The following is a 12,124-nucleotide window of genomic DNA, read 5'->3' as shown; positions in this document are numbered from 1 at the left end:
AGAAAATATACGGCTTCAATGAGCCTTTCCGTTTTACAGGTTCCTCAACAGGCCGGTGGGCCGTTAGTATCATCAATATCAGTATTCGCAAAACCAGATCAGTAATTCTTTAAACCGGTGTATTTCTGCCGTTATGCTACATAAGTTTGCTGTCGTGCCGTTAGGGCCCAGGCTATTCTGGCCAGCTTGTTTGCCAGAGCACAAGTGACGACAAAGTTGCTTTTCCGGCACAGTAAATCCCTGACCCAATCGGCCAATTTGCCAGACTGGTGTTCCAGTTTTTGTATGAATACCCTGGCACATTGAACCAACAAAGTTCGGATCTTTTTATTACCTCGCTTACTAATTCCCAGCAATGTCGTCCTACCTCCCGTGCTGTACTGCCGAGGTACAAGCCCTGTTGCCGCCGCAAAGTCACGGCTGCTGGCGTACTGCTTCCCGTCGCCAATCTCAGTTGAAATAGTACTCGCTGTCAGTGTTCCGACGCAGGGAATGCTCAGCAAGCGCTGTCCAACCTCATCTTCGTCCAACTTTCGTTTCAACTGGGATTCCAAATCTTTAATCTGCTCAACAAGATAGTGATAATGCTGTTGTAATTTCAGCAATAACTGGCTGAGGTAAAGAGGCAAACTATTATCCTCAAGAATGGTACTCAGTCGGCTAATAACGGCAGCTCCTCGGGGAACGCTAATGCCAAATTCCAGCAGAAAAGCATGCATTTGATTGGTTGTTTTTACCTTATCCTGAACCAGGGATTCACGGACACGATGCAGAGCCCGCATTGCCTGCTGAGATTCCGTTCTGGGCTGCACAAAACGCATAGACGGACGCGATGCAGCTTCACAAATAGCTTCGGCGTCGACAAAGTCGTTTTTATTGCTTTTAACGAACGGGCGGACAAATTGTGGTGATATCAGCTTTGGGGAATGCCCCAACTCTTCCAACTTGCGTGCCATAAAGTGAGAACCGCCACAGGCTTCCATTGCGATGGTTGTAGCGGGGCATGTCGCCAAAAATTCGATCAACTTTGGCCGGGTAAATTTTTTACGGTAAACAGCCTTCCCGCGACGATCCTGGCAATGAATATGGAAAGAGTTTTTACCCAGATCGATACCAATGAGCGCAATGTTTTCCATGATAGTTCTCCGAATGAAAGCCTGTCCTCAGCATAGTACCGGGAAGGAGGGAGTGACCATCTCATTAAATAAAGCACGCTAAGCGTGCGTGGAGGCTGGCACCCAGCGGTACAGCGTCGGAATGGACACGCCGAGGTTCTTGGCCACGTCCTTGGGCGGCACCCCGCTGGCCAGCAGCTTCTTGGCCGACTCGATCTTGCTGTCGGTCATCTTCGGCTTGCGGCCGCCTTTGCGGCCGAGCTGCTTGGCGACTTCCAGCCCGGCGCGGGTGCGCTCGACGGTCAGCTCGCGCTCCATTTCGGCAAGGCTCGCCATGACGTGGAAGAAGAACCGCCCGGATGGTGTGCCGGTGTCGATGGAGTCGGTGAGGCTCCTGAACTGGACACCGTGCTTGTGCAGATCGCCGACCAGATCGACCAGTTGCTTGACCGACCGGCCCAGCCGGTCGAGCTTCCAGACGACCAAAGTATCGCCTTCGCGCAGCATTTCGAGCGTCTTGGCCAAGCCAGGCCGGTCTGCCCGCGTGCCACTCACCTTGTCCTCGAAGACCTTTTTACATCCGGCCTTGCTCAAGGCTTCGCGTTGCAGCTCCAGGTTCTGATCCTGCGTCGAGACGCGCGCATAGCCAATCAACATGGCTTGTCTCGCGCCCGGTCGATGCGTTCCTGCATCGCCTGCATCACTTCTTCGTGGGTGTACGATCTGGCGTTGGCGTCGGTGGCTTGCCGCAGGGCTTCCTCAACCTCGCGCGTCATCCGCTCGTAATCCTCCGGCCACAGCGCTTGCTCCATGCGCAGCGACGCCTGACTCAGCAGGTGCAGCAGGCTGAACAGCCGCATGTCGTTGGTGGCGACGATGCGCTCCCGAATCTGCTCCTGAATAGCTTCGCTAGCCCGATGCGCTTGTGGTGTGGCAGTCCCCTCGTAGTCAGCGGGGAATTCCGCTTCCTCGGCAATCCTTGCCCAGGCGCTGGCCAGCGCCTCGATGGTTGACGTGCTCATTTCCGCCGCTCCTGTGCTCTTTGGCGAATCAACCGGCCAAGGGGCCTCGACGCGAAAACCAGCAGCATCACGCCTATCGGATACCAGGTCGAGAAGACCACCAAGGCATCGAAGGCTGGCCGTCCGGTGTTGGTAGGCAGTACGGCGGTCACAGCCATCAACCCGCCGACCGTCCAGATGATGCGCCACACGTAGGGCATCACGCGGGGCACGTAGCCGTCATCGAAAGCGGTCTGGTAGTAGCGGCGCAGGCCGCGCTCGGCAAGCGCCTGGCGCTGCCGCTCCGACAGCGCATCCGTCCGGCCATACCAGCGCCGGAATGGTGGACAGCGCAGCAGCAAAGGGGTGAAGAGGATCATCACCGCCACGATCGCGACACCCCACGCCATGACGGCGCCGGCATCGGGCCGCTTGGCGTTCTCGATCACGGGCGCGAAGACGCCCGGAGCACCGATCATCCAGAACAGCGCAATGTGCTGATGGAAGGAGAGCTTCATTTGCTCATCCACTTGCGCAGCAGGCGCTTTTTCAGGGAGGCGCGTTCTTGCGGGTTGCGTCCCTTGTGATTGGCGATGCGATCCGCCGTGGCGGCCTGGCGCTTGACGGGCCAGTAGGAGCGGCCATCCTTGCCCATCGACCAGACGCTGCTGGCCTGGTTTTCCAGCAGGGGCAGATGGGCGCTCAGGGCTTCGGGCGACGCGCTGGTCAGCGCCGTGCGCTCACGGGTGCGCCAGCGCTGATGCCAGAGCTTCTTGTCCTCGCGCTCGCTGCCGCAGGTCGTGTGCCCGACGATGGGTGTTTTGCGGCGGCTGCGGCTCATAACGTAGTGGTCTCCAAGAACATTCAGGACTGATCCCAGGCGTCGATGGTCAAGACCTGATCGGCAGGACAGGCGGCTACGCGGTCGGGAACTGGATGGTGTTCAGTCTCATGCCGACCCCATTCGATTGATCGCGTCGCTTGCGGCACGCTGCGACGCAAGGAGGTTTGCGACCTGGTTTAGCAGCCGTGTCCGCTGCATGTCTGTTACCTATCTCCCCGACCGCTCATTGGACCAACTCCAGAGATTGGGCTCTATCGCTCAGCCAATACGAAACCGGCATTGGCTGATGCCACAACCGAGACTAACACAAATGGCTCGGTACCTGTATTTCGCGCCCCGTGCACTTGGCCCGGTCTTGCCACGGCTATCTCACCTTCCCTGAGGGCACGAACAATCCCATTGCCCTGAAAGTAATCAGCCATTCCCGACAAAACAGTCCACGTGTCTTGGCCGTGAGGATGAATGTGAGCCGCAATTTCCTGCCCGGGATGGACATGCCAAACCACGATAATTGAGTCTCGGGTTTCAAGCACAACGGAACGAATAGGCTCGCCTTCGGACGGCTGAACATACTCGGCTACAGAAAATATTCTCGATTCAACAGTCATCGGAGATCCCTCTTTCACAGTTGTCGTTACGGTCTTCATCGTCGGCATCCTGACGCACGGCGGGCAATTGCTGGAGCAACGCCGGCAGCCATTCCTGTACCGTCTCCCACACCACATCGAGGTTGATGTCGAAATAGCCGTGAGCCATGCGATTACGCATATTGCGCATGCTGCGCCACGGCACGTCGGCATGCGCCTGGGTGAACTCGACGTAGCCATCCATCACCTTTGTGGCCGCCTCGCCGATGACGATCAGGCTCATGATGACGGCCTGCTGGGTGCGCTTGTCGGCCAAGAAGTCGTCCTTGGCCATCCCTTCCACGAAGCTGCGCGCATCGGTTGCGGCCTGCTGAATGTGGTCGAGGTAATCGGGCAGGCGGTTCTCGCTCATATCGGTTGCGCCTCCGCGAGCACCTTGGCCCGGAACTTCGGCGGCAGGTCGCCGGGAGTCAGCAGATCGACGTCAACGCCGAGCAGCGATTTCAGTTCTTCTTCCAAATCGCCCAAGTCCAACAACGTGGCACCGGGCAGCGCATCGACCAACAGGTCGAGGTCGCTGCCATCCCGGTCGGTGCCATGCAGCACCGAGCCGAAGACGCGCGGGTTCGCGGCGCGAAAGCGGCCTACCGCTTCACGCACTGCGCTTCGCTTCATGTCAAGCACAACAGACGGTCGCATGCGCATCCTTTCTTATCGAAACTCGTTGAGATGATATGCAATCAAGAATAGAATTTCAAGAACTATTTTCGAGAATCGCAATGCCTTGATTCCCGTGCCGCGCTGTCGTTTTCAGAAGGCGACTGCACGAAATATCAGGAGTCGGCTGCACTGCCAGAACTGGCCGCCTGCAAGGCAGCGTAGAGAGCGGTTTTTCCTACCTTGAGGCGTGCGGCGGCCTCGCGGACATTCAAGCCGTTGGCGACAAGCTCCCGCGCTCGTTGCAACTTGTCGGCAGTGACAACCGGCTTGCGTCCGCCTTTGCGCCCGCGTGCGGCGGCAGCGGTCAACCCGGCCTTGGTGCGCTCGCGGATCAGGTCGCGCTCGAACTGGCCCAGCGCACCGAACACATGGAAGATGAGCCGTCCGCCCGGCGTGGTGGTGTCGATGTTTTCAGTCAACGAGCGGAAGCCGACGCCCCGTGCTTCCAGCTTGCCGACCGTCTCAATCAGGTGCGGCAGGGAGCGGCCAAGCCGATCCAGCCGCCAGACGACCAGCACATCGCCATCGCGCAGATAAGCCAGCGCATCGGCCAAGCCGGGCCGGTCTGCCTTGGCCCCGGATGCCGTGTCCTCGAAAACCCGTTCGCAGCCTGCATTGCGCAGCGCATCCGTCTGCAAGGCGGTGTCCTGTTCCGCCGTCGATACCCGCGCATAGCCGATGAGTGCCATTTCCGCCCATTTGTCCGTTATACCGTCCGCCTATCTTATTGTCCGTCATCCCGTTGCGCAAGATGTTTTCGGACAGGCGTCCGGTTTGGCCGCCTAATGATCGTTTGGCGGACAAGGCGACTGGCATCAGCCGAACAGCTCGCTATGGGAGCCAAGCCGCGCCAGTCGCAGGGTGTCGGCGTCGGACTTGCGGTAGATCAGCAGCAGGTCGGGCTTGATGTGGCATTCGCGGTAGCCCGCCCAATCGCCGGAAAGATCGTGGTCGCGGTATCGCACATCCAGGGGCTGATCGGTCGCCAGCGCGACCAGAACCGGCTTGAGGTCATCATTCGTGCAGCGGACTCCTGATACTGTTCGTTCAATAGACGACTGCACAACAGCCTTCAAACCGCGTTGTCTGGTGCAGTCGTCTTCTGAAAATGACAACAGCTGCACACGTCGGCTGACGGTGGATTGCGATATCGATAGGCGCTCCGCCGCTCGGCGGAAGCTGCCGGCCTCGGCGACCTGAACGGCGTACTTCAGGTATCGGAGATCAAGAGTCAGGTCGGGCATGAGACCCGTCCTATCATACCGGCGGTCTCATCGGCGAACCGCCTGCGCCCGGTGAGCGGCACCCATGCACGTCCACTTTCATCGAGCCCACCCCCGCTAGCGCCTGGGGAACGAGCACGTCCGTTGATCTCAGATGTGGAATCCGAGCTGAGCCCCTCAATGAGCATGACCATGTCCGAATCTGTCATAGATGCATGCGGCGGTCATACATTTTCACACGCTTGAAGTCTATGCGCGAAGCATATATTCTTGCGGTATGGAGCCTGAGGTTGCCAAGTACCATTTAGGTGCACTCGCGTTGGCCGTTGCAGACAGCATCGCCAGTGTCTCGGCCTCGTTTTCACCAAGCGGCCCGGGGACCGCCGTGATGGTGTTACTCAGCATGGAGCCCGGACTGCCGATCAGCGTTTTGGCTACCTCGATCGGGCTTTCTCATGCCGGGACGGTGCGATTGATCGAGTGAGGCAGCGAAGCGCGAGCCAGCCGCTCGACATATCTCGCTTATTAGTATATGCGTCGCGCATATACTGCAACGCCTGCCCGAAGCACGTAGACGACGTTCGTGACGTTCCCACGGGACCACTGTTGAGGAATTTTAGATGAGCATTTTCGACCGTTATGAATTTCTTGTCCCCGAGCACGGTCGGAGGGATCTTGGCCTGCTTAGATGGGCTCTCGTGATCGTATTTCTGTGGTTCGGCGCGATGAAGTTCACAGCGTACGAGGCCTATGGTATCGCCCCGTTTATCGAACACAGCCCGATCATGAATTGGCTCGGCATGTTCGGGACGCAGGGGCAAAGCTATTTCATCGGCGTTATCGAGTTATCGACCGGTCTCGTTCTGATCCTTGGTGCATTTCGTCCACTCTTCTCTGCGCTAGGCGCACTAATGTCAGCAGCGACCTATCTGATCACGCTGACCTTTTTCATCACCACTCCAGGTGTCGCGGAGCAGACTGCCGGCGGCTTTCCTGCGATTTCGGCTGCACCAGGGCAGTTTCTACTGAAGGACGCAGTTCTGCTAGCGGCGTCCCTCGTGCTGCTGCGTGCTTCGGTCCGCCACAGAGGGGCGCTTGTGCTCTCGTGACTGTGGTCCTCTCGTGACGGCGGGCGTGCAAATCCTGCAGAACCTCCGCGGGGCATGGATGCTCCGTCGCGATATCGAGCCCGGAGGCGCTCAGCTGCATGGCGACGCGGTCTTCGCCCGTTTCGCCGCAATCCCCGACGTCGTGGAGCACGGACTGTTCCTCAATGGGATTGATACAATCGTGATCGCGCGCGGTGACACGATGGAAGTGCGACGCCGGGGGCAAGCTAGGTCTCGCTGATCTGCACCTGCGCGGCCTGGATGACAGCGCTGACGCGGAGTGATTCTCGGGCGCGACCTACGGCGATTCCGAGCGAAAAGGCTTGCCCTATAGCCGCCAGGTATCAACGGTTCCGCGGCCTTAACGAGCCGGACCCGTTTTTTTCGGCGCGCTCGATCAGTCGAAATCCTCCGAAACCCTTCTAAAACAGGACATTTTCCACAAGCCGCGCGGAGGAAGAGGACCACGGTATGGCTTGCTGTCTATGCTCCGCGCACATATAGATGTGGCAATGGATGGACCTCGAGATCGAAACATTTTCGGGGCGTTCGCACTCATGATCAGCGACGACATCGTTCGCGCTAGTTCATCGCGGGCGCCGGAAGCTGGACCCGCCGCCTCAGCGCTGGCGTTGCTCGCGCACAAGCCCGGGCTCTCGATCCGTATGCTTGCGATCGGGGTGGGCCTTTCACATGCTGGAACTGTTCGCCTGGTGGATAGATTGGTAAGCGAGGGATTGATCGAGCGTAGGGAGCATTCGACAGACGGGCGCGCGCGATCCCTCTATCTTACTCCAACTGGCAAGGTCGCGAGCGACGAGGTCCTGGCCTCGCGCGATCAAGTGATTGCCGAAGGGCTATCGATCCTTAATCCAGACGAACTGAAAACCTTATCGGACATCGCTGAACGCGTTCTCCGAAATCGCTTGGAAAACCTCGAGCAGTCATACCGCATCTGCCGCTTGTGCTGCTACGAGGGCTGCACGAACTGCCCCGTCGATGCCGAATTGCATGAGCGAGGTGTGGACCGCGAGAAGAACGACGACGCGTAGGAGACTCGCAATTGCGGCAGCTCAACGCTGCTCAGATGGCGGGGCTTCATAATGTCAGCGAGCCTACCATCAGCCGCATTCTTTTGGCTACGCGTCAAGCCGGCCGATCGGGCATGGCGGTCTCATTCTAATATGTCGGTGATCGCCCCACTTTTAGCCGCTCAATTGATCGGAACGCGGTTTCGGAAGCGGCCGTTCAAACCACTCGCTGCATTCCCATTTCTCTATGTCCGATAGGTAGTTTCGGGGAAAAGCAGTCGGGAACAGGTTTCGGGAACGCATGCTCCGGCAGGAGCGCAGCGCGCGTCCCAAACGCGTTTTCCCGGTAGAGCTTCCCAATCGGCAAAGTGCGGGCCACCTCAGACTGCGAACGCGAAAAACCGCCTGGCTGGTCACTCAAGGCAGGGTAACGACGATTTTCGCTGCGGATACACCCGCCTTCAGGGCTTCCAAGGCAGCCTGGAGCATTTCAAGGCCCTGGCCCACGATCTTCGCCGGAGGGGCGGGGACGAACGTGCGCGCCGCGAGAGCCTGCGGCAGGAATTCGCGGTAGATCATTGGACCAACCTCGTCATCCTTGAGGCTCGTCCCGGAGATGTGCGTCGCCTCGACTCCAAATGAACGCTCGTCGGGCGGGGCCAGCGTCGCTGCCACCCGGCGCGAGCCCTCGCATCTCGCAACTACGGCAAAACAGTCTTTCATGTGACCGGTCGCGTGAAGCGTTCCAGCGAGACTGCGCCCGCGCATTGCCTCAATCACGTCTTCCACGATGGCTGGACTCGAGTGGTCAAGAACCTCGCTTGCACCCAGCTCCTTCAACAGGCCGACGTTGCGCGCCGAAGCGGTGGCGACGCACCTGTAGCCCGACGCCACCGCGAGCTGGATGGCGTTGCAGCCAACGCTCGACGATCCACCCCAGACCAGAACGACCTCTGGACGCGCGGTCGGCGAGTGTAACGGTGGCGCGAGAGCCAACTGTGTCCGTCCGTAGAGCCCGCTTGCGGCGGTGCCAAGGCCAAGCGGGAGGACTGCCGCATCAGCGAAGGCAATGTTGTTGGGGATCGGCGCCGCCATGTGGTCCAGCACGATCGTGTGGTGCTGGAACGCACCCTGCGCAGGTTGATTTACGGTTGTCCCGACCGCCTGTCCGATGACTCGATCGCCGACCTTGAACCGCTCGACCGCGCCACCGACCGCCGCGACCTCACCGGAGACGTCGCTGCCGAGAATCGCGGGATAGTCGAGCCATGGCAAAAGCGCGACGTCCTGCAGAATCCAGTCGAGTGGGTTGATCGCGATGGCCGCGTTGCGGATCAATATCTCGTTCGCCGCCAGATGCGGCAGAGCGGTGACACCGATCCTCAGTGGCTGCCCCGGCGCTTTCTGCCAGGCGGCCTGATTAGTCACGGTTTCGGTCATCATCAACTCTTTCTGTCAAGTATTACAGCTGGGCGTTCGTCTGAGCGGTCCAACCGCCAGGTCGGGCGCACGAAGTGGCAGCTATAGCCCCCAGGATAGCGCACCAGGTATTCTTGGTGCTCTGGCTCCGCCTCCCAAAAGGGTTCTTCTGGGTTGATCTCCGACACGACCGGGCCTGGCCAGCTTCCTGATGCCTCGATTTCCGCGATGGTTGTGAGGGCGACTTCCTTCTGCACTTCGGTGGTGTAGAAAATCGCCGATCGATAGCTCGGACCGACATCGCTGCCTTGTTGCTCGTAGGTCGTGGGGTCATGTATCTGGAAGAAGAGTTCCAAGAGCGAGCGATAGGCGAGAACGGAAGGGTCGAAGGTCACTTCCACTGCTTCCGCATGGCCGTAATGTCTCGCGTAGGTCGGATCAGGCATTTCTCCGCCTGTGTAACCGACACGCGTCGAAATGACTCCCCTGGCTCGGCGCAGCAAATCCTCCATGCCCCAGAAGCAGCCGCCTGCGAGAATTGCTCGCTCTGTCGCGGCCGCCCTATTGCCGGTAGGCGATTGGCTCACAGTCCGTTCGCCCTCCTCCGTGTGCGCCACGGTCAAGCCAGCCTCGCGGGATCCGCAGCCTGACTGGCGCTCAAGAGCTCGGTCTGCACGTCCGAACCCCGGATGAGACTCAGATCGACGGGACACCGATCAGCGATCGCGAGGATCCGAGCGCGCTGATCATCACTCAGCGGCCCATCGAGGACAATGGTGCGGGTGAACCGGTCGGGTGGCATCATGTCCGGCACCTTCTCGTGCTGCACGGTCGTGCTCGCCCGTTCGAGCGGAAAGCCCTTGCGGTTCGCATAGAGACGCATCGTCATCACCGTGCAGGCTGCGAGGCCGGCAGATACGAGTTCGTAGGGAGATAGTCCGGTCCCGAGGCCACCGACCGATGCTGGCTCGTCGGCGAACAGAGTGTGCTCGCCGCTGCGGACCTTGAGCTGGAACGTCCCTGCAAGAGTTTCGGTGGAGACGACGCCCTCCGCAACCTCGACCTGCGGAAGATCCGCGCTGAGTGGTGGGAGAAAGCGGCTCGCCCAAACCGCCACCATGGCCGCGGCGTAGTTCGCGTCCGCGACGTCGGTGAGAAGGTGATCCGCGTTGTCGAGCGAGATGAAGCTTTTAGGGTGCCTGGACGCGACGAAGATGCGCGACGCGTGGTCGATGCCGACCACCTGATCCAGCGGAGAGTGCATGACCAGCACCGGCCGTCGCAGGGAGGCAATGGCCTTCTCGACGTCGATCCCCTCAACCGCCTCAAGGAACCCTCGGCGAATGAGGAAGGGCCTACCGGCAATCTCCACCGAGGCCTCGCCCTCGCTCGCGATGGTGTCCAGATCATTCGGTCCGAAGAGGCGCAAGATATGCTGAAGGTCGGCCGGCGCACCAATCGTCGCTACCGCCGCAATATCAGGCATGTCGGCGGCGGCTACGATCGCAGCGGTGCCACCCAGGCTGTGCCCGACGAGGAGGGACGGTGACATGCCCGCCGCCGCCATCGCATTTGCGGCGGCCCGAAGGTCCTCGACGTCCGACGCGAAGTTCACAGGTTCTCCCGTCCCACCGCCGATCCCGGTCCCGGCGAAATCGAACCTCAAGACCCCGATGCCCGCACGCGACAGCGCGCGCGAGATGTGAACAGCGGCGCGACTGTCTTTCCCGCACGTGAAGCAGTGGGCGAAGATCGCCCAGCCCCGCGGCGTCCCTTCCGGCGGTTCGAGGTGCCCGGACAGCGGAGAGCCAGCCCCACTGACAAACGTAAATGATCTTCCTGCCATGTCCATCAAACCTCCAGCACGCGGCTTGGCGGTTGCGCTCTCAGAACCTTCGACGGAGCTGAGCGGAGCGCACCGCCAACCGGTAATCGTCATCTCAGGCTATCATTTATATGTCTGGCGCATATAGACAAGCCCCTATACCATGATTATATGCGCCAAGCATACTTCTGCGACCTGCTTTCCAAAGGCGGTCTCACGGAAGAGGTATCAGTCAGGCGCGTGGGCCAAAGGACTATGGAACTCAATCAAGTCAGCTATTTCATCAACTTGGCCGAGACGCTGAATTTCACAGCGGCCGCTCGCTTGAGCGGTGTGTCACAGCCAAGTCTGACCCGCGCGATCCGCCGCTTGGAAGATGAGCTTGGCGGGCCGCTGATCTATCGCGACGGGAAGAACAGCCGCCTGACTGGCCTTGGCCATGACGTCGAGGCAGAATTCCGGCGCATGGTGGTCGCGATGAAGAGCGTTCGCAATCACTCGGAGCACTGGGCGATGGGGGGGCACCGCGTGCTGGATGTCGCCGTCGCGCCCACCGTCGGACCAAAGGAATTTACGGCATTCTTCGAGAGCGCATTGGCGGAGATGCCATCCATCGAAATCAAGCTGCACTCGCTCCAGTCGAACGAGGACACATCGGAGGTGCTTTCAGGAAAATACCACGCGTGCATCATGCCGCGTGAAACAAGACCGGAACGCAAGCTGGATGTGCATCCTCTATTTCGGGAGCGCTTCGTGCTCGGCTGTTCTGCAAACCATCCCTTGGCTGCCAACGAGATCGTGCGCGGCGAAGACCTGCTCGAGTTTCCTTTCGTCGATCGCCTGAAATGCGAGTTTCGCGATCGGATCCTCGATCACTTCGCGCGACGGGACTTGCTCATGCGACCTCGCTTTCGATCAGATCGCGAGGACTGGGTGCAACGGGTCGTCGCTGACGGCCACGCCATATGCATTCTTCCGGAACGATCGCCGACCGTGCAAGGCCTCGTCACTCGGCCGATCGACGGATTTGTCTTGGAGCGCGAAGTCGTGATCGCGACAGTATCCGGCTCCACGGCAACGGTCGAGATACGGAACATCGCGCAGCTGGCAGCCCGGTATGAGTGGAACTGAATCACGACGTGAAGAGCTTCGGCGCTATGGAAACTATACGCGCAGCGTATTGGATAAATCTGGGGCGCACTGCTATAGTCGGCGCAATGACTGCAAAGATAAATGACAGTGTGTCGAGC

The 12,124-nt window shown here is 59.7% G+C and carries 16 protein-coding genes and 1 pseudogene; 3 read left to right on the top strand and 14 right to left on the bottom strand.

The annotated features are described in order from the left end of the window. Positions 1–131: 131 nt before the first annotated feature. From JQN59_RS24760 to JQN59_RS27085, 11 genes and pseudogenes are all read right to left on the bottom strand, one after another. Positions 132–1,136, bottom strand: a complete 1,005-nt coding sequence (locus JQN59_RS24760; RefSeq protein WP_000427623.1) for an IS110-like element IS4321 family transposase — start codon at positions 1,134–1,136, stop codon at positions 132–134. 78 nt (positions 1,137–1,214) lie between these two features. Then, positions 1,215–1,772 carry a recombinase family protein gene (locus JQN59_RS24755; protein ID WP_003100847.1) on the bottom strand — a complete coding sequence of 186 codons (558 nt, stop codon included), beginning with the start codon at positions 1,770–1,772 and terminating at the stop codon, positions 1,215–1,217. Further along, on the bottom strand, positions 1,766–2,137 hold the full coding sequence (locus JQN59_RS24750) for a hypothetical protein (RefSeq protein WP_021243030.1): 372 nt from the start codon (positions 2,135–2,137) through the stop codon (positions 1,766–1,768). The genes JQN59_RS24755 and JQN59_RS24750 overlap by 7 nt, the downstream gene beginning before the upstream one ends. Further along, entirely contained in the window at positions 2,134–2,634 is a 501-nt protein-coding gene (locus JQN59_RS24745) for a hypothetical protein (protein ID WP_003100856.1), read from the bottom strand. The genes JQN59_RS24750 and JQN59_RS24745 overlap by 4 nt, the downstream gene beginning before the upstream one ends. Further along, entirely contained in the window at positions 2,631–2,957 is a 327-nt protein-coding gene (locus tag JQN59_RS24740; RefSeq protein ID WP_003100858.1) for a hypothetical protein, read from the bottom strand. The genes JQN59_RS24745 and JQN59_RS24740 overlap by 4 nt, the downstream gene beginning before the upstream one ends. Positions 2,958–3,211: 254 nt before the next feature. Further along, complete coding sequence (locus JQN59_RS24735; RefSeq protein WP_000215515.1) at positions 3,212–3,568, bottom strand: cupin domain-containing protein; 357 nt, start codon at positions 3,566–3,568, stop codon at positions 3,212–3,214. Then, complete coding sequence (locus JQN59_RS24730; protein WP_001293886.1) at positions 3,558–3,959, bottom strand: HepT-like ribonuclease domain-containing protein; 402 nt, start codon at positions 3,957–3,959, stop codon at positions 3,558–3,560. Before JQN59_RS24730 ends, JQN59_RS24735 begins: the two co-directional genes overlap by 11 nt. Then, positions 3,956–4,246: a nucleotidyltransferase family protein gene (locus JQN59_RS24725; RefSeq protein WP_001247892.1), complete on the bottom strand. Its 291-nt coding sequence runs from the start codon at positions 4,244–4,246 to the stop codon at positions 3,956–3,958. Before JQN59_RS24725 ends, JQN59_RS24730 begins: the two co-directional genes overlap by 4 nt. A gap of 134 nt (positions 4,247–4,380) precedes the next feature. Then, positions 4,381–4,956 (bottom strand): recombinase family protein, encoded by a 576-nt coding sequence (locus JQN59_RS24720; RefSeq protein ID WP_001173919.1) that lies wholly within the window; start codon positions 4,954–4,956, stop codon positions 4,381–4,383. 126 nt (positions 4,957–5,082) lie between these two features. Then, complete coding sequence (locus JQN59_RS24715) at positions 5,083–5,331, bottom strand: type II toxin-antitoxin system YafQ family toxin (protein WP_012585400.1); 249 nt, start codon at positions 5,329–5,331, stop codon at positions 5,083–5,085. A gap of 99 nt (positions 5,332–5,430) precedes the next feature. Further along, a pseudogene (locus tag JQN59_RS27085) lies at positions 5,431–5,511 on the bottom strand (hypothetical protein); the annotation flags it as partial. 599 nt (positions 5,512–6,110) lie between these two features. Here JQN59_RS27085 and JQN59_RS24705 point away from each other — a divergent pair. After that, on the top strand, positions 6,111–6,599 hold the full coding sequence (locus JQN59_RS24705; RefSeq protein ID WP_004099027.1) for a YkgB family protein: 489 nt from the start codon (positions 6,111–6,113) through the stop codon (positions 6,597–6,599). Positions 6,600–7,156: 557 nt separating this feature from the next. Further along, positions 7,157–7,651 carry a MarR family winged helix-turn-helix transcriptional regulator gene (locus JQN59_RS24695; RefSeq protein WP_004099028.1) on the top strand — a complete coding sequence of 165 codons (495 nt, stop codon included), beginning with the start codon at positions 7,157–7,159 and terminating at the stop codon, positions 7,649–7,651. Positions 7,652–8,047: 396 nt separating this feature from the next. Here the strand turns inward: JQN59_RS24695 and JQN59_RS24690 are convergent, their stop codons facing one another. The 3 genes from JQN59_RS24690 to JQN59_RS24680 all read right to left on the bottom strand — a co-directional run bounded on the left by JQN59_RS24690 (position 8,048) and on the right by JQN59_RS24680 (position 10,901). Continuing rightward, on the bottom strand, positions 8,048–9,073 hold the full coding sequence (locus JQN59_RS24690; protein ID WP_004357654.1) for a zinc-binding alcohol dehydrogenase family protein: 1,026 nt from the start codon (positions 9,071–9,073) through the stop codon (positions 8,048–8,050). Further along, positions 9,073–9,561: a peptide-methionine (S)-S-oxide reductase MsrA gene (gene msrA / locus JQN59_RS24685; RefSeq protein ID WP_045269765.1), complete on the bottom strand. Its 489-nt coding sequence runs from the start codon at positions 9,559–9,561 to the stop codon at positions 9,073–9,075. The genes JQN59_RS24690 and msrA overlap by 1 nt, the downstream gene beginning before the upstream one ends. 107 nt (positions 9,562–9,668) lie before the next feature. Then, positions 9,669–10,901: a bifunctional alpha/beta hydrolase/OsmC family protein gene (locus JQN59_RS24680; protein ID WP_004357650.1), complete on the bottom strand. Its 1,233-nt coding sequence runs from the start codon at positions 10,899–10,901 to the stop codon at positions 9,669–9,671. A 228-nt stretch (positions 10,902–11,129) separates the two neighbouring features. Here JQN59_RS24680 and JQN59_RS24675 point away from each other — a divergent pair, with 228 nt between their 5' ends. Beyond that, positions 11,130–12,005, top strand: coding sequence for a LysR family transcriptional regulator (locus JQN59_RS24675; RefSeq protein ID WP_011191349.1), 876 nt, complete (start codon positions 11,130–11,132; stop codon positions 12,003–12,005). The last annotated feature ends 119 nt before the right edge of the window (positions 12,006–12,124 follow it).

Source organism: Citrobacter sp. B72 (genome assembly GCF_016894305.1).
GTDB classification, from domain to species: domain Bacteria; phylum Pseudomonadota; class Gammaproteobacteria; order Enterobacterales; family Enterobacteriaceae; genus Citrobacter; species Citrobacter portucalensis.
This window is presented reverse-complemented; position numbering and strand designations above follow the sequence as displayed.